15 protein-coding genes and 4 pseudogenes are annotated in these 20850 nt (G+C 71.1%); 7 read left to right on the plus strand and 12 right to left on the minus strand.

Features of this window, described 5'->3' with window-relative positions:
• The first annotated feature begins 76 nt into the window (after window positions 1-76).
• Complete coding sequence (locus AB0E02_RS08705; protein ID WP_362137275.1) at window positions 77-865, plus strand: GntR family transcriptional regulator; 789 nt, start codon at window positions 77-79, stop codon at window positions 863-865.
• A 334-nt stretch (window positions 866-1199) separates the two neighbouring features.
• The gene (locus AB0E02_RS08710; RefSeq protein ID WP_362137276.1) at window positions 1200-1688 is read left to right on the plus strand and encodes a hypothetical protein; all 489 of its coding nucleotides are present in this window, start codon (window positions 1200-1202) and stop codon (window positions 1686-1688) included.
• A gap of 154 nt (window positions 1689-1842) precedes the next feature.
• On the opposite strand, the gene AB0E02_RS08715 is transcribed toward AB0E02_RS08710, so the two are convergent.
• The gene (locus AB0E02_RS08715; protein ID WP_362137388.1) at window positions 1843-3060 is read right to left on the minus strand and encodes an amidohydrolase family protein; all 1218 of its coding nucleotides are present in this window, start codon (window positions 3058-3060) and stop codon (window positions 1843-1845) included.
• Between the two features lie 273 nt (window positions 3061-3333).
• Between AB0E02_RS08715 and AB0E02_RS08720 the strand changes: the two are divergent.
• From AB0E02_RS08720 to AB0E02_RS08730, 3 genes and pseudogenes are all read left to right on the plus strand, one after another.
• Window positions 3334-3783, plus strand: a pseudogene (locus AB0E02_RS08720) (DoxX family membrane protein).
• Window positions 3784-4052: 269 nt separating this feature from the next.
• Entirely contained in the window at window positions 4053-4754 is a 702-nt protein-coding gene (locus tag AB0E02_RS08725; RefSeq protein ID WP_362137277.1) for a helix-turn-helix domain-containing protein, read from the plus strand.
• A gap of 126 nt (window positions 4755-4880) precedes the next feature.
• A complete protein-coding gene (locus AB0E02_RS08730; RefSeq protein WP_362137278.1) occupies window positions 4881-6173 on the plus strand; it encodes a cytochrome P450 in 1293 nt (430 codons plus the stop codon).
• A gap of 130 nt (window positions 6174-6303) precedes the next feature.
• Here AB0E02_RS08730 and AB0E02_RS08735 read toward each other — a convergent pair whose 3' ends face one another.
• Together AB0E02_RS08735 and AB0E02_RS08740 are read right to left on the minus strand one after the other, a co-directional pair.
• Window positions 6304-7386 (minus strand): hypothetical protein, encoded by a 1083-nt coding sequence (locus AB0E02_RS08735; protein WP_362137279.1) that lies wholly within the window; start codon window positions 7384-7386, stop codon window positions 6304-6306.
• A gap of 216 nt (window positions 7387-7602) precedes the next feature.
• A pseudogene (locus AB0E02_RS08740) lies at window positions 7603-7878 on the minus strand (SAM-dependent methyltransferase); the annotation flags it as partial.
• 16 nt (window positions 7879-7894) lie between these two features.
• On the opposite strand from AB0E02_RS08740, the pseudogene AB0E02_RS08745 reads away from it, so the two are divergent.
• Both AB0E02_RS08745 and AB0E02_RS08750 read left to right on the plus strand, forming a co-directional pair.
• Window positions 7895-8152: pseudogene (locus tag AB0E02_RS08745) on the plus strand (SAM-dependent methyltransferase); the annotation flags it as partial.
• Window positions 8153-8529: 377 nt separating this feature from the next.
• Entirely contained in the window at window positions 8530-10323 is a 1794-nt protein-coding gene (locus tag AB0E02_RS08750) for a prolyl oligopeptidase family serine peptidase (RefSeq protein WP_362137389.1), read from the plus strand.
• 141 nt (window positions 10324-10464) lie between these two features.
• Here AB0E02_RS08750 and AB0E02_RS08755 read toward each other — a convergent pair whose 3' ends face one another.
• From AB0E02_RS08755 to AB0E02_RS08795, 9 genes and pseudogenes are all read right to left on the minus strand, one after another.
• Window positions 10465-11739 carry a cation diffusion facilitator family transporter gene (locus AB0E02_RS08755; protein WP_362137280.1) on the minus strand — a complete coding sequence of 425 codons (1275 nt, stop codon included), beginning with the start codon at window positions 11737-11739 and terminating at the stop codon, window positions 10465-10467.
• Window positions 11740-12134: 395 nt separating this feature from the next.
• A pseudogene (locus tag AB0E02_RS08760) lies at window positions 12135-12923 on the minus strand (SURF1 family protein); the annotation flags it as partial.
• Between the two features lie 160 nt (window positions 12924-13083).
• On the minus strand, window positions 13084-14664 hold the full coding sequence (locus AB0E02_RS08765; protein WP_362137281.1) for a hypothetical protein: 1581 nt from the start codon (window positions 14662-14664) through the stop codon (window positions 13084-13086).
• 185 nt (window positions 14665-14849) lie between these two features.
• Complete coding sequence (locus AB0E02_RS08770; RefSeq protein WP_030813359.1) at window positions 14850-15425, minus strand: SigE family RNA polymerase sigma factor; 576 nt, start codon at window positions 15423-15425, stop codon at window positions 14850-14852.
• A 576-nt stretch (window positions 15426-16001) separates the two neighbouring features.
• Complete coding sequence (locus AB0E02_RS08775; protein ID WP_362137282.1) at window positions 16002-17273, minus strand: aspartate-semialdehyde dehydrogenase; 1272 nt, start codon at window positions 17271-17273, stop codon at window positions 16002-16004.
• On the minus strand, window positions 17270-18541 hold the full coding sequence (locus tag AB0E02_RS08780) for an aspartate kinase (protein ID WP_030417013.1): 1272 nt from the start codon (window positions 18539-18541) through the stop codon (window positions 17270-17272). Before AB0E02_RS08780 ends, AB0E02_RS08775 begins: the two co-directional genes overlap by 4 nt.
• A 368-nt stretch (window positions 18542-18909) precedes the next feature.
• Entirely contained in the window at window positions 18910-19587 is a 678-nt protein-coding gene (locus AB0E02_RS08785; protein WP_362137283.1) for a DUF5063 domain-containing protein, read from the minus strand.
• The gene (recR, locus tag AB0E02_RS08790; protein ID WP_006604196.1) at window positions 19580-20179 is read right to left on the minus strand and encodes a recombination mediator RecR; all 600 of its coding nucleotides are present in this window, start codon (window positions 20177-20179) and stop codon (window positions 19580-19582) included. The genes AB0E02_RS08785 and recR overlap by 8 nt, the downstream gene beginning before the upstream one ends.
• 75 nt (window positions 20180-20254) lie before the next feature.
• Window positions 20255-20605, minus strand: coding sequence for a YbaB/EbfC family nucleoid-associated protein (locus AB0E02_RS08795; protein ID WP_078866577.1), 351 nt, complete (start codon window positions 20603-20605; stop codon window positions 20255-20257).
• Window positions 20606-20850 lie beyond the last annotated feature (245 nt).

Raw genomic sequence — 20850 nt, forward strand, 5'->3', positions numbered from 1 at the left:
CGCCCGAGGCACCTGAGCACCTGAGCACCTGAGCAACAGAGCAACAGAGCACCGAACGACGGGACGGTGAGAAGCGATGGCAGTGGCGTACGAGCAGATCGCCGACCAGCTTCGGCGGTCCATCCGCGCAGGCCGGCTGAGGCCCGGGGACCGTCTGCCCGCCGAGTCGAAGCTCGCCGAGGAGTTCAGACGCAGCGTGCCGACCGTCCGGGACGCGCTCCGGGTGCTGCGCGACGAGGGCCTGATCGAGAAGCAGCACGGGCGCGGCAATTTCGTCCGGCGCGCCCGCACCACGACCGTACGCACCAATCTTCGCCACCAGTGGGAGAAGAACCGCGCCCGCCGCCCTCTGGAGGAGCGGGCCCGGACCGGCGCGACCGAGCACGAGACCGGCCTGCAGGTCGACGACCTGATCTTCCATGCCGCGTACCGGGAGACCACGGCGGACCAGGACCTCGCGGCGGCATTCGGCCTCCCCGAGGGCACCCCGCTCCTCGCCCGCTCCTACCGGACGCGTTGCGCGGCCGAGAGCGCCCCCTTCAGCCTGGTGACGTCCTACCTCGTCCACGACCTGATCGCGGCGAACCCGGACCTGCTCGACCCGGCCAACGAACCGTGGCCGGGCGGCTCGCAGGCCCAGCTCTCCACCGTCGGCATCGAGGTCGACCGCATCGAGGAGCGGGTCACCGCCCGCCCGCCGACGCCCGAGGAAGCGGCGGAGCTGGAACTCCCGCCCGGCACCTCGGTCCTCGTACTCCGCAAGACGTCGATCGACATCCAGGACCGGGTCGTTGACGTCTCGCACGTCGTCCTGCCCGGCGACCGCACGGAAATGCTGTTCACCACTCCCCTGGAAAGGTGGTGAGTGCCGTGCGCCGGCGCATCATCATCGTCACGGCCGTCCGCACGCGCCCTCGCGCACGTCAACTGGCGCTATCCCAGGGCCGATGGCTGAGGGTCGACGACTGGGGCCGATGGCTGAGGGGCGACGGCTGAGGCGCTGACGGAGAGCCCCGTTCGCCGGGGACGACGGCTGAGGGGCGAGGACGGCGAGTTGAGGCGATCGAGCAGCGGTTCCGCAGTCGCGTCTCTGGCCTGTTGATGCCCGGCGTGCCACCCTGCGCGGCACCCGTTGGCCGGCCCCGGCGGACGCCCTACCGCGGCCGGCGACGACAGCCGATGCAGGCAAGGAGACCGCCATGACCGAGCTCCGTGGAGACGAGCAACGCCGGAGGAACACCTCGCAGGACACCCTCAGGGAGCGGCACACCGCCCGCGCCCGAAGCGCTTCCGCCCGTACGGCCGGCGCCTGCCGCTTCGCCGGTTTCGCGGCCGACCCCGGCTCCGTGGTGGCCGTGCCGGCGGCGGCCTCCGCGAAGGCCGCCAATGCCCTCCGTTTGTCCGCCGACGCCGTCGCCGCGCTGACCGCGGGCAGCCCGGACCCCGCCGCGGACGCACGGCACGCACGCAACGCGGCCGCGGCCGCCGTCCTCGCCGCGCAGATAGCCCGCTCCCACGGCGTCAACCAGCTCTGCGACGCCGCGTACGACGCCGCCGTCAAGGCCTCCCTGGCGGCGGGAAGGGCCGCCGGGCGGGACGGTCTGGGTGCCAGTGACCCGCTGAACGCCGAAGCGGAGGCGGCCGAGGCCGACGCCGTCGCCGCCGCCACGGCCGCCGGCTGGACGTAGGCCCTCACCCCACCGCAGCCGTCCGGCACCCCGAGGAATCCGGCACCGCAAGGACCCGATCCGGGCCGCAAGGCGGTGCCGGACCGCGCCCCTCCGTAACACCCCGGGCCGCCCCGGAACACCCCGTAACACCCTGGAACGCCCCGGAACAGCCTCATGCCTTGTCGAAGGGAAGCTCCAGCATCCGGATCGCGTTCCCGCGCAAGAGCTTGTAAGTCACCTCGTCCGGCAGCCCCGCCATGTGTTCGGCCGCCACCTGCTTCGTGTGCGGCCAGGTCGAGTCGACGTGGGGGTAATCGGTCTCGAACGTCGCGTTGTCGACCCCCACCCTCTCGATCGCCTCGACCCCGTGCTTGTCCCGGAAGAAGCAGCAGAAGACCTGCCGGTAGTAGTACGACGAGGGCGGCTCGGGGATCAGGTCCTTCACCCCGCCCCACGCCCGGTGCTCCTCCCAGACGTCGTCGGCGCGCTCCAGGGCGTACGGGATCCAGCCCATCTGGCCCTCGCTGTACGCGAGTTTCAGCCGGGGGAACTTCACCAGTACGCCGCTGAACAGGAAGTCCATCATCGACGCCATCGCGTTGTTGAAGGAGAGGGCGGCCTGGACCGCGGGCGGGGCGTCCGGTGAGGCCGCCGGCATCTGCGACGACGACCCGATGTGCATGTTCACCACCGTCCCGGTCTCCTCGCACGCCGCGAAGAACGGGTCCCAGTACCCGGAGTGGATCGACGGCAGCCCCAGGTAGGTGGGGATCTCGCTGAAGGTCACCGCCCGCACCCCGCGGGCGGCATTGCGCCGGATCTCCGCGACCGCCAGGTCGATGTCCCACAACGGGATGAGGCACAGCGGAATCAGCCGGCCGCCGCTGTCCCCGCACCACTCCTCCACCATCCAGTCGTTGTACGCCCGGACGCAGGCGAGCCCGACCTCCTTGTCCTGCGCCTCGGCGAAGGTCTGGCCGCAGAAGCGCGGGAACGTCGGGAAGCAGAGCGACGCCTCCACGTGGTTGAGGTCCATGTCCGCGAGCCGCGCCTTGGGGTCCCAGCAGCCGCGCCGCATCTGCTCCCGGGTGATCCCGTCCAGGGTCATCTCGTCCCGGGAGAACCCCACGGCCGCGATGATGCGCTTGTACGGGAAGATCTGCCCGTCGTACTCCCACCAGTCCGTGATCTGACCGTCCGGGTCCGTGGTGAACCGGTACTTCCCGCCCACGTACGCCAGCTCACCGATGCCCGCGGTGAACGGCTTCGGCCCCCTCTCCTGGTACTTCTTCGGGAGCCAGGCCTCGAAGAGGTGCGCCGGCTCGATCACGTGATCGTCCACGCTGATGACCTTGGGAAGCTCCGCCGTGCCGCTCTGGTTGCTGATCACGCTGTACCCCCAACTGCCCGCCGGTGAGTCACTACGGGCCCGAATCTGACGACCCATCAGTTCTGAGGCTATGACCTCCCCCTCGCGACGACAAGGCACGCCCGACAACTCCCGCCCGGCAACCCCCGCGCGGGTACGGCCGACCCTCACGGCCCGCGCCACACCCCTTGCGGGATGAGCCGTCGCCCGGTGAACTGGCACCGAACTGATCTGACGCTCCATCAGTTCGGGCTTTCCGTTGCGGACGAATCGAGAGGCGACAGGGACATGGCCATGCACACGTTCTGGCTCAGCGGCGCCGAGTGGTTCGCGGTCCTCCGGATCGGCCTCGGGCTGTGGTGGCTGGAGAGCTGACGGCACAAGGACAAGAAGACCTGGTTCGCCGGCGGCGGCATCGACTGGGCGGCCGGCATCGCGGCCGAACACCGGTGGCCCGTCGTCCGCACGGGCTTCGACCGCTTCGTGAAGCCGCGTCCCCGCCTGATGGCGTACCTCGTCGCCTACGCCGAACTCGCCCTCGGCCTCGGCCTGATCACGGGCTTCCTCACACCGATAGCCCTGGTCGCGGGCGCCGTGCTCAATCTGATCTACCTGACGCTGATGATCCACGACTGGGCGGAACAGGGCCAGAACCTGATGATGGCGCTGATCTCGGTCGCCGGCCTTCCGGCGATGAGCTGGCAGAGCTGGTCGCTCGACGGGGCTTTGGGCCTGTTCCTGTAGCGACTCGACTCTGCTCGACTCCCGGGGTGCCGGCCTGGCGACGCGCTCGGCTCTTCGCGCCCACCGGCCCCGCCTCATCCCCCGCCCCACATCCCCCAACCCTCATCGCCCAGCCCTCCTCCCCTGTCCGGAAAGTGCCTTACGGGCGCCGCACCGCCGTACCTAGCCTGGCCTTCGTGACCGGATTTCAGATCTGGTCACGAGGTCACGGCCAGAAGCCGGGGGTCGGGCACAGAGCCGATCGGGGTGCGGGGGAGGGGGAAGAAGCCGTGGAGCGGGCGGAGCGCGGCGAGCGGATCCTGGAGGCGGCCGGGGAGTTGCTGCTCGCCTGGGGGTACGCGCGGGTGACGATCGAGGAGATCGCCCGGCGCGCCAAGGTGGGCAAGGGAACGGTCTACCTGCACTGGAAGACCAAGGACGCGCTGCTTCTGGCCGTCATGCTGAAGGCGCAGGCCCGCAGCCAGCAACGGCACGTGGCGCGGCTCCGCGCCGATCCGCTGGAGGTCCTGCCGAGCCGGATGATGCGGGAGCGCTTCCAGGACTTCCTGGACGAGCCCGTGCTGCGCGCCCTGTACACCGACGACTCCGACATCCTCGGCCGGCTCAACGACCACGCCAAGAAGGAGTGCGCGGAGCTGATCGCCGAGGCCGACCGGACCCTGCGGCGCCATCTTGAGGTGCTGCGCGCACACGGTCTGGTGCGCACCGACACGGAGGTCCGCCACCAGCAGTACGCGCTGCTGGCGATCGCCACCGGGTTCTTCACCGCCGAAACACTGCTCGACGAGCGGGCCCCGGACACCCCGGAGACACGCGCGGAGATCCTGGCCCGAACGGTCCGGAGCACGCTCGAAACCGCCCCCGACCACGCACACCGCGCCGCCACCGCGGCCGCCACCGAAGTCATCCCCCTTTACGAGCAGTTGGCGGACCTCTCTGCGCGCGAGATCAACCGCCAGGTACGCCGCTGAGAACAGGTACGCCGCTGAGACCCAGCGGCAGACACGTCGCCGCCGCGGGCGCGGCGGTGGCCGGAGACGGCGGCCGGTGACCCACCTCAGCCGCCTCACCCACTCCCGACCGGAGGAGAACGAAAGATGTCGGCATTACCCCGCTCCCCGCTCACCGCGCACGTCGGGAAACACCCGGGCGAGCCACAGCTGATGGACCCCGCGCTGATCAGCGACCCCTACGGCGGATACGGGGCGCTGCGCGAGCAGGGGCCGGTGGTCCGCGGCCGGTTCATGGACGACTCGCCCGCATGGTTCGTGACCCGTTTCGAGGAGGTCCGGCAGGTCCTGCGCGACCCGCGGTTCGCGAACAATCCGGTCGCCTCCTCCCTGCGCGCCGGGCCCGAGGACTCGCCCACGGTGCGGCTGTTGGACATGCTCGGCTTCCCCGAGCACCTTCGGGTCTACCTGCTCGGCTCGATCCTCAACAACGACGCCCCGGACCACACCCGGCTGCGCCGCCTCGTCACCCGGGCGTTCACCGCGCGCAAGATCACCAACCTGCGGCCGCGCGTCGAGGAGATCACGGACGCCCTGCTGGACCGGCTCCCCGAGCACGCCGAGGACGGCGTCGTCGACCTGATCCAGCACTTCGCGTACCCGCTGCCCATCACGGTCATCTGTGAACTGGTCGGCATACCGGAAGTCGACCGTCCGCAATGGCGTCAATGGGGTGCCGACCTCGTCTCCCTCCACCCGGACCGGCTCAGCGTCTCGTTCCCCGCGATGATCGACCACATCCACGAGCTGATCCGGGAGCGGCGCGGCGCGCTCACCGACGACCTGCTCAGCGAGCTGATCCGCACCCATGACGACGACGGCAGCCGGCTGAGTGACGTCGAGATGGTGACCATGGTCCTCACCCTCGTCCTGGCCGGTCACGAGACCACCGCCCACCTGATAGGCAACGGCACGGTGGCGCTGCTCACCCATCCCGGCCAACTGCGCCTCCTCAAGGACGACCCGGCCCTGCTCCCGCGGGCCGTCCACGAGCTGATGCGGTGGTGCGGACCGGTGCACCTGACGCAACTGCGGTTCGCCACCGAGGACGTCGAACTCGCCGGCACCCGGATCCGCAGGGGCGACGCCGTGCAGCTCATCCTGGTGTCGGCGAACCACGATCCCCGCCACTACACCGACCCGGAACGCCTCGATCTGACCCGCCATCCCGCGGGCCACGCCGAGAACCACGTGGGGTTCGGCCACGGACCGCATTACTGCCTCGGCGCCACGCTGGCCAAACAGGAGGGCGAGGTCGCCCTCGGGAAGCTGCTCGCACGCTTCCCCGACGTCTCCTTGGCCGTCGAACCGGAACGCCTGGAACGTGCGCAGGTCCCGGGCACTTGGCGGCTGGTGTCCTTGCCGCTGCGGTTGACCTGAGATTCGCGGACGAACCGGGGCGGGGGGGGCGGAACCGCACCCCGGAGGTGGCGGGGCGGGGCGGCCGCCCCGCCACCTCTCCCGGCTCGTACGTCGGTCGGTATCCCGGTTCGCGTTTCGCTTCGCAGCGCTACTTGCCGGCCACCGAGACCCGCCAGGTGACCTGGTGCGAGCCCGCTCCCTCACCGCTGAAGATCACTGCTCTCGGCGCGTCGCCCTTCGGCAGCAGGTGGATGGAGCACTCGGTGACCATGCCGTTCGGCTTCACCATCTTGTGGGGGACGGCCTCCGGGCACTGGCTGACGCCGGGGCCGCCGATGTCGATCAGCGTCAGCTTCTGCACGGTCTGGCCGGCCGCGGTCTGCAGCGTCACCCCGTCGCTCATGCTGGGCAGCAGGTCGTACTTGCCGCTGTTCCGGTACTGCATGGTCACGTAGTACGGGACCATCTTCTTCTGGTCCGCGTCCAGGTCGAAGCGGCTCAGGTCGGCGAGGGAGCCGACGCGCACGCCCTTCGGGGTGATCCGCAGCGAGACGGGCCGCTTGTCGCTGTCTTCCGTGACACCGTCGGCCGGCTTGCCCGCCGGCAGGATCCCGTCGGACGAACCGCCCGCGGCGCCGCCCTCACCCACCTTCCAGATGAGGGTGTCACCCCCGTCGTCCTTGTAGGAGACGGTCGTCGGCGGCTGTCCCTTGGGGAGCATGTAGATCTGGCAGATCGCGGCCGAGGCGCCGGCCGCCAGCTGGGACGTGCCGCCCTCGCGGCACTCCGGCGGCAAGCCGGAGCTGGTCGCCAACGGGTTGGACTGGAACAGCGAGACCGGCTGGGCGGGCTGGCCGTCGGCCCCGTTGACGGAGAAGTTCCGCTCCGGGGACAGGTTCTTCACCGTCTTCTTGCCGGTGTTCGTGTAGGAGAAGGTGAGGTAGTACGGCACCTTCCCCTTCAGGTCGTCGTCCAGCCGGATGTGCGAGAGGTCGGAGTCCGAGCCGCGGGCCAGCCGCGTCGGGGTGATCCGCAGCGGGTGCGCCTTATCGTCGGAGTCGGTCCAGGTGGCCTGACGGGGCGTGGCCTTCATCGGCAGCGGCTTGGCGGGCGTCACGGCCTCCGACGGCCCCGGCGCCGCCTTGCCGTTACCGGGCCCGCCACATCCCACGGCCAGCAGCATGAGCGCGCTGAGACCCGCGGCACCCGCGATACGTATCGGCTTCCGCACGGCAAATCCCCCGTTGTTCTGCGGTGTTCCGCATCGTCCCGCAATGCTCTGCGGGGTTTCTGCGGTGTTCTGTGTTTCCTGTGAAGTGGTGCGTCGGTGCCCGTCGTTGTCGCCTGACCGGCCGGGACCGGTCCGACACACTAGTCGGGGCGGTACGGACGAACGGCACCGCCCCCGGGGCCCGTTCCGACAGGCCGGAAGGAACGCACCTCGACGAGGACGACTGGCCCGAAGCGAGTACCTGAGGGGCACGCGGGGGCGGTCCCCGGGAAAGCGGTCGTACCCGTCGTCGCCCCGCCGACGTGCGGCGAACCGCTGGACCATGGTCGTGTCGTGCTCGTGCAGGAAGTCGATGCGCGGACCGGCGCCGGCCACGGCGGAGACGACGTCACCGAGCGGATGCCGCCATTCGACACTGCGGTTGTTGACTGTCGGCGCCTCGAAGTCCCTGTACGGACCGGGTACTTCGTCGACCGAGGCGGCACGGCTGAATCACCGGGCCCGGGGCACGCTTTCCCGGGCGCATCGCGGCGCCGCCCGCGTCGCCGGCCCGGACTTCTCCGAACTGGCCATGGAGGCCGCCCGCGAGCACGCCGCCGAACTCGGCTACGGCCGGGACCGGGCGGCCTGCATCGCCGCCGACGTCTACGACGCCGCCGAAGCCGCCCCCGACACGTCGTACGCCATCGTCCAGACCGGTATCGGGGCCCCGAACCGGCTCCCGGGCCTGGCGCGCTGGGCCGACACCGCCGCCTCGCTCGTCGCGAAGCACTCCTGGTCATAAAAATCGCTCGCGCTGTGGACGGCCACCCGCCCGTCCCACCTCACGCGATGGGTCTCCCGCCAGTCGTCGGGGCCGGTGCGTCTTCGCATATCGCGAAGTTATCCACAGGGTTGTGGCCCTCACCAACGCATTTCGAGCGCCGGGCGCAGAATGGGCCCATGACTGACGAGACGACCGCAGGCCCCGACCGCTCCCCCGCCCCGACCCCTTCCTCGGCCGACCCCGACCGCTCCGACCGCTCCTCCGGGACGCTGACGGACTCGGCCGACCCCATAACGGGCCCGGGAGCGTCGACACCTGACCCGGCCGGCTCGCCGAAGACGGACACCGCGGACCTGCCCCCCACGGACACCGCGGACATGCCCCACTGGGAGAAGCGCTTCCGCGCCCCGCGGATCGGCCTGCCGGACTGGGCCGAGGACGCCCCGGACCGCTCGCTGTTCGTCTCGAACGCCACCGGCACCTTCGAGCTGTACGCCTGGGACCGGGCGACCGGCGCCCAGCGGCAGGCCACGGACCGGCCGAACGGCACGACGGACGGGACGCTCTCGCCGGACGGCGAATGGATCTGGTGGTTCTCGGACACCGACGGGGACGAGTTCGGCGTCTGGATGCGGCAGCCGTTCGCCGGCGGCCCGGACGAGCCGGCCACCCCCGGGCTCGCCCCCTCCTATCCGGGCGGGCTGGCCATCGGCCGCGACGGCACCGCGATCGTCGGCCGCTCCACGGACGACGACGGCTCGACGATCCACGTCGTACGCCCGGGAGAGCCCCCGGTGGAGATCTACCGCCACCGCGAGTCGGCGGGCGTCGGCGACCTCGCGCACGACGGCTCACTGATCGCCATCGAGCACACCGAGCACGGCGACGCGATGCACTCCGCGATCCGCGTCGTCCGGCCCGACGGCTCCACCGTCGCCGAGCTGGACGACACCAACGGTGGCACCGAGGAGCTGGGCCTGTCGGTGCTGGGCTTCGCACCGGTGGACGGTGACTCCCGGCTGCTGGTCGGGCACCAGCGCCGGGGCCGCTGGGAGCCGATGATCTGGGACCCGCTGACCGGCAAGGAGACGGCCCTGGAGATCGACCTCCCGGGAGACGTCGGCGCCGACTGGTACCCGGACGGCTCGGCACTCCTCGTGGAGCACGAATACCAGGCCCGGAGCGAGCTGTGGCGGTACGACCTCGGAGACGAGCCGACGGGCGCGATACTGGCCCGCGTCGAGACCCCGGCCGGCACGGTCTCGGGCTCGACGGCACGGCCGGACGGAACGGTCGAGTTCCTGTGGTCGTCGGCCGCGCAGCCCCCGGAGGTGCGCTCGACGAGCGGTGCGGTCGTGCTGGACCCGCCCGGCATGAAGGCGCCCGGGTCGGTGCCGGTGCGGGACGTCTGGGTGGAAGGCCCCGGCGGCCGTATCCACGCCCTGGTGCAGCAGCCTCCGGGCGACGGCCCCTTCCCGACGGTGTTCGACATCCACGGCGGCCCGACCTGGCACGACAGTGATGCCTTCGCCTCGTCCCCGGCGGCGTGGGTCGACCACGGCTTCGCGGTCGTCCGCGTCAACTACCGCGGCTCGACGGGCTACGGCCGCGCCTGGACGGACGCGCTCAAGCACCGCGTCGGGCTGATCGAGCTCGAGGACATCTCCGCGGTGCGCGAGTGGGCGGTCGGCTCCGGCCTGGCGGACCCGGAGCGGCTGGTCCTGGCCGGCGGCTCCTGGGGCGGCTACCTCACCCTGCTCGGGCTCGGCACCCAGCCGGAGGCCTGGGCGTTGGGCCTCGCGGCAGTACCGGTGGCGGACTACGTCACGGCCTACAACGACGAGATGGAAGCCCTCAAGGCCATGGACCGCACCCTCCTGGGCGGCACCCCCGAGGAGGTCCCGGAGCGCTTCGAGGCCTCGTCCCCCCTGACGTACGTGGACGCCGTGCGGGCCCCGGTCTACATCTCCGCCGGCGTCAACGACCCGCGCTGCCCGATCCGGCAGGTGGAGAACTACGTCCAGCGCCTGGAACAGCGCAGCCACCCGCACGAGGTCTACCGCTACGACGCGGGCCACGGCTCCCTCGTCGTCGAGGAACGCATCAAGCAGGTCCGCCTGGAACTCGACTTCACCCAGCGCTACCTGACCGCCCGGCGCCAGACCGCCTGACCGCCTGACCAGCAGACACCCGAAGGCAACGAGGCAGGAAAGCAAGGACGCCAGGACGGAAGGGGGCAAAGGAATCAAGGGAGAAAGCAAGACGGCAGAAAGAGGGGTTATCTACCCGAAAGGAGAACAGCAGAGCACGGCTCAGGCCACCGCGTGATGGGCGAGGGCGGCATGCGGGTCGGTGATCCCGGTGCCCTCGGTCGTGTGATCGGTGTGGACGGTCGCGGCGGTGAGCCGGGGGACGGCGTGGATGAGTGCGTGCTCGGCGGCGACGGCGAGGCCGTGGGCCTGCACCACGGTCAGCTGGGAGTCGACGACGATATCGGCCTCGGCACGCAGCGTGTGACCGATCCAGCGCATGCGGACCTGGCCCACGCCACGGACCCCGGCCACCGTGCGCAGGGCGGTCTCCGCGGTGTCGAGGAGCTCGGGATCGACGGAGTCCATCAGCCGCCGGTAGACCTCGCGGGCCGCGTCGCGCAGGACGACCAGGATGGCGGCGGTGATCAACAGACCGATGAGGGGGTCGGCAAGGCGCCAGCCGAGAGCTGCGCCTCCGGCACCGAGGAGGACGGCGAGGGAGGTGAAACCGTCGGTGCGGGCGTGCAGCCCGTCGGCGACCAGGGCCGCGGAGCCGATCTTGCGGCCGGTGCGGATGCGGTAGCGGGCCACCCATTCGTTACCGAGGAACCCGACGACGGCGGCCACGGCCACCGCCCCGAGATGGGTCACGTCACGGGGGTGCAGCAAGCGGTCAACGGCCTCGTAAGCGGCCAGAAGGGAGGAGGCGGCGATGGTCAGAACGATGGCGATACCGGCGAGGTCCTCGGCACGGCCGTAGCCGTAGGTGTAACGGCGGTTCGCCGCACGGCGGCCGAGCACGAAGGCGATACCGAGGGGCACCGCGGTCAGGGCGTCCGCGGCGTTGTGCAGGGTGTCACCGAGCAGCGCCACCGAGCCCGACAGCGCGACGATGACCGCCTGAACCAGCCCGGTCCCCCCGAGGATCCCGAGCGAGAGCCACAGCGTGCGCATGCCCTCCCGGGAGGTCTCCATCGCGGCATCCACCTTGTCCGCCGCCGCATGGCTGTGCGGGGTGAGCAGGTGTCCAAGCTGATGCCGCACCCGCCCCCAGCGCCCGGGAGGGGACGTCAGGTGGGGGTGGGAGTGGCTGGGGGCGTGGCTATGGGTGTGGGCGTGGCCGTGGGTGCTGTCGCCGTGCCCGTCCGCCGGGGGGGCGGGACCCTCGCCATGGCCGTCACCGGCACGCGCGGGGTGAGCGTGGTCATGGCTGTGCGGGTGGGTGTGGCCAGGTCGTTGCGAGGGGGTGCGGTTGCCTGCCATGGGGCTACCGTGGCACACCGATTCCATTGCGGCTACAACGGTCGTACGCCCTCTGACCAGGTGCAATGGCATTGCAGGTACCGATTGCAGGCTGGAGCTCGGGCCCGCAACGGGGAGGGGGAGGGGTGGGGGCGGGGGGCGGCCCCCCGGGGGAAGAGCAGCCGCCGAGCCCCTCAGCCCCGCCCCACCCCCGCAGCCCCGCCCCGCTCCTGGCCAGTCAGCCCGTCCGCCACCCCAGCCGCCACATCCGGAGCCGCAGCCGACCCGTCTGCCGCTTCCGAAGCCCCAACCGACCCGTCCGCCACCCCAGCCGCCACATCCGGAGTTCCTGCCGCCACATCCGAAGCCCCAACCGGCACATCCGCCGCTCTAACTGGCCCGTCCGCCGCCCCAACCGGCACATCCGGAGCCCCAACCGGCTCGTCCGTCGCCCCCGCCGGCCCGTTCGCCACCTCACGCCCGTCCGTCTCCGGGAGGAGGCCCAGGGCTGCGTCCTTGGCGGCTTCGGAATCGCGGCGGAAGAGGCGGAACCACATGAAGACCACGAAGCCGGCGAAGACGAACCACTCGCCGGTGTAGCCGAGGTTCTGGAAGGCCTTGAGGTCCAGGCCGCTGCCCTCGGCGGCGGCCGGGGGGACGGGCTGCAGCGGGGCCTGCGGGTCGGTCAGAGTGATCCAGGCGTCGTAGACGTCGTACGGCGCGATGTTGACCAGCGACGCCGCGCTGATCATGCCGAGCTGGCCGCGCGGCAGTCCGCCGCCCGCCTGGACGCCGTCGGTGCCCTGGTTCTCGGAGGCCTGCAGCGCGCCGGTGACCGTGACCTCGCCCTTGGGCGGTGCGGGCACCTTCGCCGTGTCGGCCTTCGCATCGGCGTCACCGGGCAGCCAGCCGCGTACGACCGGGAGCGCCTTGCCGTGGTCCGTGCGCAGGAGGGTGAGGACGTAGAAGCCCTGCCGCTCGCCGTGCTTGTCCTTCAGCGTGCGGTCCGGTACGAACAGTTGGTGCTCGGTGTCGTAGTGCCCGCGGGCGCTGGCCTGGCGTCCGGAGGTCACCTTGTCGACGGGCAGCAGGCTGTCGAGGGGCCGGGCGGCCGCGGCCTTCGCCTCGGCCGAGCGGTCCTCCTGCTGCCGGTGGGTGTCGACGCGGTCCTCGAAGCGGCTCAGCTGCCAGCTGCCCATGAAGATGCAGAAGGGAATCGCCAGTACGGCGAAGACGTTGATTCCCCACCACCGCGGGGTCAGCAGGAACCGGTACACCCCATCAACGGTACGGGGCCCGCCCCGCGAGGCCTCACCGCCCCCTCACCGCCCCCTTGCCGCCCGTTCAACGGGCCGCCGGAGCGCCGCACCCCACACCTACGCCCCAGGCCGCTACCACGGCTCCACCGCCGCCCCAGCCACCACGGCCCCCCGGCCACTACTCGGCCGCCACCGCCTCCGTGCGGTAAACCGTTCCGGCGCAGGCGTCGGCGATCTTGGCGTCGGTTGCGGCGGGCTCGCCGGCCTCCGGCGTGTGGCTGAGAACGATCCCTCCGGACGCGGCTCCGCCACCGCCGGCACCGCCGTCGTCGCCACCCGCCTGACCGCCCGTGTCCGTGCCCGTCGTGGCCCCCGCGTCCGGGGACTGCCCCGGGTCCTTGGAGGGGTCGGGAGTGGGCGAGGGCCCCGGGTTGACGCACCCGGTCGGGCCGCCGCCGGCCTGCGGGATCCAGGCGAACTTCACCTCGTACGCCTCGCCCGGCTTGAGCACCAGCTGGTCGGGGGTGGTGGCCGGATCGGGCAGGCCGGTGGCCTCGTCGCCTGAGGTGTGGTCGACCACGTGGATGTGGTCGGGATTCGTGGAGCCCTGCGCGGAAGCCACGACGACGGTGCCGCCGCCCTGGACGGAACAGGGCGTGGCGGACGTGTTGACCACCCGGAACGCACCGTAGACGCGGCCGTCGGCGTCCGCCGGGCCGACCTTGCTCGTTCCCTGGCCGAGCTGATCGCGTCCGCAGACCGGCGAGGTGACGTCCATGGTCTCGTCGGGCGCGGGGGTTCCGGCACCCGGGCCGTGGCCGGTGCCGTTCTTCTCCCTCGTCTTGCCCTTGCCCGCGGGTTGCCCGCCGCCCGGCCTGGCGCCGCCCTGGTCGGTCGGGCGCGGCCCGGCCTGCTCGGTGCCCTCGCCGTGCGTACCCCCGTCGGCGTCGTGGGCGCGCTGGCTGTTCGCGGCGTTGGCGGGCCGGTCGGGGGAGCCGTCGGCGAGGTTCGCGACGTGCAGCATGGCGGGGATCGACGTACCGCCGAGCAGCAGTGCGGCGGCCGCGCCGACGACGGCGTGCCGACGGCGCTGACGGCGGGCAGGTACGGCGCGGCGCAGGTGATCGAGGGCGTCCGGGGACGGTTCGAGGCCGTCGACGCTGGACTGCAGGAGGCGCCTCAGGTCGTCCTCGTCGCCGAAGCCGCCACCGAATCCGCCGCCGGTGGGGTGGCTGCGCCCGTGGTCGTCCCCGTCACCGTCGTCACCACTGCCCGCGGAGGCAGAACCGTCAGCGGCCGGAACCGCGGAGACCGACCCGTCGAACGCCCCGCCGGCATGGGCATCGTTGTCGCGGACGCCCCCACGGGAGCGGGCATCGCCGGCCTCGCCCCCACGGGAACGTGTCCCACCGGGCTCCCCACTACGGGAGCGGGTCCCACCGGCCTCGCCACCACTGGACCGGGCCTCCTCGGACGCCTCAGTCTCACGGGCCCGCGTCTCACGGTCCCGCACCCCACGGTCGTACTCATGGCTCTCGCGGGCTTCACGGCTCCCGCCGGTGTCGCGGGCCCCATAGCCCTCGCGAAGCCTCTGGTTCTCGTCGTTCGCATCGTTCTCGTGGCTCTCGCGCCTCGCGTAGCCGCTCCGACCGCCGGCCTGACCGCCGCCCGGACCGCCGTCCTGCGCCTCGCGTACGAGGTACAACCCCTGCGGCCCATGGCCCGACGCGCCACGCGTGCGGTACGAGGCGTCGTCCATCCCGGCAAACCCCGACGCCCAGCCCGGAACCGCGCGCCCGCCGGTCACGCCACCCGGACCACCCTCAGCCCCGCCTGAACCAACCGGACCGATCGAACCAACCGGCCCAGCCGCACCCCACGTCCCAGCCCCGCCCCCCGGAGAACCCGCGCCGAACGGCCCGTACCGGCCGTACCTGTTGCCACTCATGCCGGAGCCTCCATCGCGACGCGGAGCGCCGCGATGCCCCGCGACCCGTACGCCTTGACCGAGCCGAGCGATATGCCCAGCGTCTGCGCCACCTGCGCCTCGGTCATATCGGCGAAATAGCGCAGCACCAGCACCTCGCGCTGGCGGCGCTGCAGCCCGCGCATCGCCTTGATCAGCTGGTCCCGCTCCAGCAGGTCGTACGCGCCCTCTTCCGCGCTGGCCATGTCGGGCATCGGCTTGGAGAGCAGCTTGAGGCCGAGGATGCGGCGGCGCAGCGCGGAGCGCGAGAGGTTGACGACCGTCTGCCGGAGGTAGGCGAGGGTCTTCTCGGGATCGCGCACCCGGCCGCGCGCGGAGTGCACCCGGATGAAGGCTTCCTGTACGACGTCCTCGCAGGAGGCGGTGTCGTCGAGGAGCAGCGCGGCGAGACCGAGCAGAGAGCGGTAGTGCGCCCGGTAGGTCTCGGTGAGGTGGTCGACTGTGGTGCCCACGGCCATCGCGTCGTCAGTGTCCCCACGCTGAGAAGGAATCTGCGCGGGACGCGTGGTGGGCCAGGGCGCGATCACTGGCATGCCCCCGACTGCGCGGGGCCGCTGCGGACGCACTGCCGCGCCTGCCGCGCCCGCCGGGGCGATGGTGAATCCGAGTACCTCTGCCACGCCTGTTGGACACGCTTCCCCCCATAAGGGTTGTACGCGCAAGGCACCGCTTTTGACGATGCATCAAATGCCCTCATGCGTACCAGCTCTTCCCGAATGCCCCATTTATCCAATTGAGTTCGCCTCGACACCCGAGGGCTCACATGTGCAGACCCGCAGGCGTCCCGGACCACCCCTCCGGGATGGCCACAAAGACGCTCCCCGCCGAACTGCCGGTTGCAGTGTGGCGGGGAGCGAATGGTCGAACAGATCGTCAGCCCAGATCAAGAGGTACGGACCAGCGATTCGCTCACAGGATCTTCACACGTCCATCAAAGTATCCCCCAGACGGTCGGCCCGCCACGGCCAATCCCGCCAAGTCACCCCTTCAGAGAGCCGAGCAAGAACGCTGACCGGGCTGACCAACAACCCCCACCGGACCGACCAGGCTGACCAACAACCCCACCGGGCCGAGCCCCGAACCCGACGACCCCACAAGCCCCACGGGCCTCACTCCAGCCGCGCGCCCCGCTCCGCCCGAGCCCCCCGCATCCCAGACATCCCCGACATTCCCCGCATCTCCCGCAGCTCCCCCGCCACCAACTCCCCGATCTGGGCCGTGTTGAGGGCCGCGCCCTTGCGGAGGTTGTCGCCGCACACGAACAGTTCCAGCGCCCGCGGATCGTCCAGGGACCGCCGTACGCGGCCGACCCAGGTGGGGTCCGTGCCGACGACGTCGGACGGGGTGGGGTACTCGTCCTCCTCGGGGACGTCGCACAGCACGACGCCGGGGGCCGCCGCCAGGATCTCGTGGGCGCCGCCGACCGTGACCTCGTTCTCGAAACGGGCGTGGACGGTCAGCGAGTGGGTCGTGAGCACCGGCACCCGCACGCAGGTCGCGGCGACCGGCAGGTCCGGCAGTCCGAGGACCTTGCGGGACTCGTGCCGGACGTCGAGCTCCTCCGAGGACCAGCCGTCCTCCTGGAGCGTGCCGGCCCAGGGCACGACGTTGAGCGCGAGCGGCGCCGGGAACGGCCCCAGGGTGTCGCCGACGGCCCGCCGTACGTCACCGGGCGTGGCTCCCAGGTCCGTACCGGACACCGCGGACAGCTGGGCCCGCAGCGTCTCGGCGCCGGCCCGGCCGGCCGCGGAGGCGGCGTGGTACGAGGAGACGATCAGCTCGCTCAGTCCGTACTCGGCGTGCAGCGCACCGAGCGCGACGATCATCGCGAGGGTGGTGCAGCCGGGGCCGGCGAGGATGCCGCGCGGGCGCACCCGGGCCGTGTGCGCGTTGATCTCGGGGACGACCAGCGGCACGTCCGGGTCCTGCCGGAACGCGCGCGAGGAGTCGATGACCACCGCGCCCTTGGACACCGCGACCGGCGCCCACTGCGCGGCGACCTCGTCCGGGACGGCGAACATCGCCACGTCGATGCCGTCGAGGGCGTCCTCGCTCAGCGGGACGACCTCGACCTCCGCGCCCCGCACGGTCAGCTTGCGGGCGCCCGGGCACGGGTCCGGCTCCCCCCTGCCCGAACGCAGGGGAGAGCTCGGATGGAGGTCCCCCCTGCCCGAACGCAGTTGAGAGCTCGGGGGAGCGATCAGCCGGATCTCGCCCCAGATGTCGGCCCGCTCGGACAGGATGCCGAGCAGGACCGAGCCGACGGCGCCGGTGGCACCGACGACGGCGAGATCCGGCTTGCCGGCCGGCTCCCGGGCCGTGCGGGCCTGTGCCCCCGCCGTATCAGCGAGGGACGGACGGCCCGCTTCGGCCGGAATCATCGACCGGTGCCGCCATAGACCACGGCCTCGTCGCTCTCCGAGTCCAGACCGAACGCGGTGTGCACGGCGCGCACGGCCTCGTTGACGTCATCGGCGCGGGTGACGACCGAGATGCGGATCTCGGAGGTCGAGATGAGCTCGATGTTCACGTCGGCGTTCGACAGCGCCTCGAAGAACGTCGCGGTGACGCCCGGGTTGGTCTTCATGCCCGCGCCGACCAGCGAGATCTTGGCGATCTGGTCGTCGTAGCGCAGCGAGTCGAAGCCCACCGTGGCGCGGGTCTTCTCCAGGGCCGCCACGGCCTTGCGGCCCTCGGCCTTGGGGAGGGTGAAGGAGATGTCGGTCAGGCCGGTCGACGCGGCGGACACGTTCTGCACGACCATGTCGATGTTGACCTCGGAGTCCGCGATCGCACGGAAGATGCGCGCGGCCTCGCCCGGCTTGTCCGGGACTCCGACGACCGTGACCTTCGCCTCGGAGGTGTCGTGTGCGACGCCCGAGATGATTGCCTGCTCCATCGGCTGGTCCCCTTGCGGTTCGTTGCTGACCCACGTGCCCTGCAGCCCGGAGAAGGACGAGCGGACGTGGATCGGGATGTTGTAACGGCGTGCGTACTCGACGCAGCGGTGCAGCAGCACCTTGGAGCCGGAGCTGGCGAGCTCCAGCATGTCCTCGAAGGAGATCCAGTCGATCTTCCGGGCCTTCTTGACGACCCTGGGGTCGGCGGTGAAGACGCCGTCCACATCGGTGTAGATCTCACAGACGTCGGCATTCAGCGCGGCGGCCAGCGCCACCGCGGTGGTGTCCGAGCCACCGCGCCCCAGCGTGGTGATGTCCTTCTTGTCCTGGGACACGCCCTGGAAACCGGCGACGATGGCGATGTTGCCCTCGTCGATGGAGGCCTGGATACGGCCCGGGGTGACATCGATGATCCGTGCCTTGTTGTGCACGGAGTCGGTGATGACACCGGCCTGGCTACCGGTGAAGGACTGCGCCTCGTGACCGAGGTTTTTGATCGCCATCGCCAGCAGGGCCATGGAGATCCGCTCTCCGGCGGTCAGCAGCATGTCGAACTCGCGCCCCGACGGGATCGGGGACACTTCCTGCGCGAGATCGATCAGCTCGTCCGTCGTGTCGCCCATCGCCGAAACCACCACGACAACCTGGTTGCCGTTCTTCTTGGCCTCGACGATTCGCTTGGCAACGCGCTTGATGCCCTCGGCATCCGCAACGGATGAGCCGCCGTACTTCTGCACGACAAGGCCCACGTGCGCTCCTCGCAACTGTCTCTTCGGGAGTTTCCTCCCGGACCCCCGGACATGGGGGTACTGCGGTCGGCTCAGTCTAACGAGCAAGCGGAGTCCGCCCTGCTGTTATCACATGGTGAGACGCGTCCGTGAGACGGACCGTCCGCGCCGTACGTCGGGAGACGCCCGGCCCACCGCGTGATGATCTCCCGCCGGTCGGTTCCGCGTGGCGCACCGTCGCGCCCGCTCGGCGAGCACATGCCCGCTACGGGCCGGTACACACGGAAAGGTAACCCAGGTCACAGCCACCGGCCCGGCAGCCCGGCCCCCGCGGGCTCAGGTGCGCCCCGCAGCTCCCGGGCTCACCAGCTGCCCCGCAGCTCCCGGGCTCAGGTGCCCCGCAGCTCCCGCAGCCCCAGCGGCCCGGCGATCTCCGCCGCCATGACCTTGCCGGCCTCCTCCGCGAGCCGCTCCTCGTCACCGTCGCCGTTGACGCCGCTGTCGGTGTCCAGCCCGTCCAGCTCGTCCAGCGGCTGGTCCAGGCGTACGTGGGCGACCAGCGACTGCAGCGCCCGCAGGGCGGCCGAGGCGGTCGGGCCCCAGTTGGTCAGGTAGGAGAACTGCCACCACCACAGCGCCTCGACGATCCGCCCGGCGCGGTAGTGCGCCAGCCCGTGCCGCAGGTCGGTGATGATGTCCGCCAGGTCGTCCGAGATCCGGCAGGCCACCGGCTCGCTGCGCGGCACGTACGGGTCGAAGACCTCGGAGTACACGTCCACCGGGTCGAGCAGGACGGCGAAACGCTCCCGCAGCTCGTCCACATCGGGCTCCGGCCCGGTGTCCGGCTCGTAGCGCTCCTCGGGGACGATGTCCTCGTGCGCGCCCAGCCGGCCGCCGGTGAGCAGCAGCTGGGAGACCTCCAGGAGGAGGAAGGGCACCGCGCTGTCCGGCTCGTCCCCCTTGGCGACCTCCGTGACCGCGACGATGAAGCTCTCGATCGAGTCGGAGATCGAAACGGCGAAGTCGTCCGGGTTCTGTCGCGCGTTGTGCAGCGTGGCATCAGACATCGAGAAGTCTCCTCCCTTCGAAGGCCCGCCCGAGCGTGACCTCGTCGGCATACTCCAGATCGCCTCCGACCGGCAGACCGCTCGCCAGTCGTGTCACCCTCAAACCCATGGGTTTGATCATGCGGGCCAGATACGTGGCCGTGGCCTCGCCCTCCAGATTCGGGTCGGTGGCCAGGATCAGCTCCGTGACGGTGCCGTCCGCGAGCCTGGCCAGCAGTTCCCGGATCCGCAGGTCGTCGGGGCCGACGCCCTCGATGGGGCTGATCGCGCCACCGAGGACGTGGTAGCGGCCGCGGAACTCGCGGGTCCGCTCGATCGCCACGACGTCCTTGGGCTCCTCCACGACACAGATGACCGCCGGGTCACGCCGCGGGTCCAGGCAGACCCGGCACTGCTCCTCCTGCGCCACGTTGCCGCAGACGCTGCAGAACCGGACCTTCGCCTTGACCTCCATCAGCGCGTTCGCGAGCCGGCGGACATCGGTCGGCTCGGCCTGAAGGATGTGGAAGGCGATCCGCTGCGCGCTCTTGGGACCGACGCCGGGCAGTCTGCCCAACTCGTCGATCAGGTCCTGGACCACGCCTTCATACACGGAACGTCTTCTCTCTCTTCTGCCGTGCTGCGTACGCTAGTTGGCTACTCCTCAGAAAGGGAGACCGGGGATTCCTCAGAACGTGAGGCCGGGGATGCCGCCGCCACCCAGACCCTGGGCGAGCGGACCGAGCTTCTGCTGCTGGAGCTGCTGGGCCTTGGCGTTGGCGTCCCGGACCGCCGCGAGCACGAGGTCGGCGATGGTCTCGGCCGTCTCCTCCGCGGAGTCGGTGTCGACCGCCTTGGGGTCGATGACCAGGCCCTTGAGCTCACCGGAGCCGGTCACCGTCGCCTTGACCAGGCCGCCGCCCGCGGAACCCTCCACGGGCGTCTCCGCCAGCTCCTGCTGGGCGGCCGCAAGGTCCTGCTGCATCTTCTGGGCCTGCTGGAGCAGCTGCTGCATATTGGGCTGACCACCGGGGATCACGACGTGACTCCTGCCATACGACAACGATTGTGCGGTAGCCCGAGCCTACGTGTTTCGACGCCCCGGCGCCCTACGCCGCAGGGAGGAGCACAGGTGTACGTCCGGTGTACGTACTGCTCCCCGGCCACACACCGTCACCGCCGCTGACGCACCGCATCTCCTGCCGTGCATCAGGCCTATGACGTGCCCGATGACCTGCGCTATGTCCTGCCGTACGTCCTGCCGTACGTCCTGCTGTTCCTCCC

Origin of the sequence: Streptomyces sp. NPDC048196 (assembly GCF_040652715.1) — a bacterium.
Classification (GTDB): Bacteria; Actinomycetota; Actinomycetes; order Streptomycetales; family Streptomycetaceae; genus Streptomyces; species Streptomyces siderophoricus.

Bases quoted from the DNA above. Each gene is read 5' to 3' on its own strand.
- AB0E02_RS08730 (WP_362137278.1), top strand. From the start codon at position 4,881: ATGTCGGCATTACCCCGCTCCCCGCTCACCGCGCACGTCGGGAAACAC.
- AB0E02_RS08710 (WP_362137276.1), top strand. From the start codon at position 1,200: ATGACCGAGCTCCGTGGAGACGAGCAACGCCGGAGGAACACCTCGCAG.
- AB0E02_RS08750 (WP_362137389.1), top strand. From the start codon at position 8,530: ATGCCCCACTGGGAGAAGCGCTTCCGCGCCCCGCGGATCGGCCTGCCG.
- AB0E02_RS08770 (WP_030813359.1), bottom strand. From the start codon at position 15,425: ATGCCAGTGATCGCGCCCTGGCCCACCACGCGTCCCGCGCAGATTCCT.
- AB0E02_RS08765 (WP_362137281.1), bottom strand. From the start codon at position 14,664: ATGGACGACGCCTCGTACCGCACGCGTGGCGCGTCGGGCCATGGGCCG.
- AB0E02_RS08705 (WP_362137275.1), top strand. From the start codon at position 77: ATGGCAGTGGCGTACGAGCAGATCGCCGACCAGCTTCGGCGGTCCATC.
- AB0E02_RS08775 (WP_362137282.1), bottom strand. From the start codon at position 17,273: ATGATTCCGGCCGAAGCGGGCCGTCCGTCCCTCGCTGATACGGCGGGG.
- AB0E02_RS08785 (WP_362137283.1), bottom strand. From the start codon at position 19,587: ATGTCTGATGCCACGCTGCACAACGCGCGACAGAACCCGGACGACTTC.
- AB0E02_RS08755 (WP_362137280.1), bottom strand. From the start codon at position 11,739: ATGCCATTGCACCTGGTCAGAGGGCGTACGACCGTTGTAGCCGCAATG.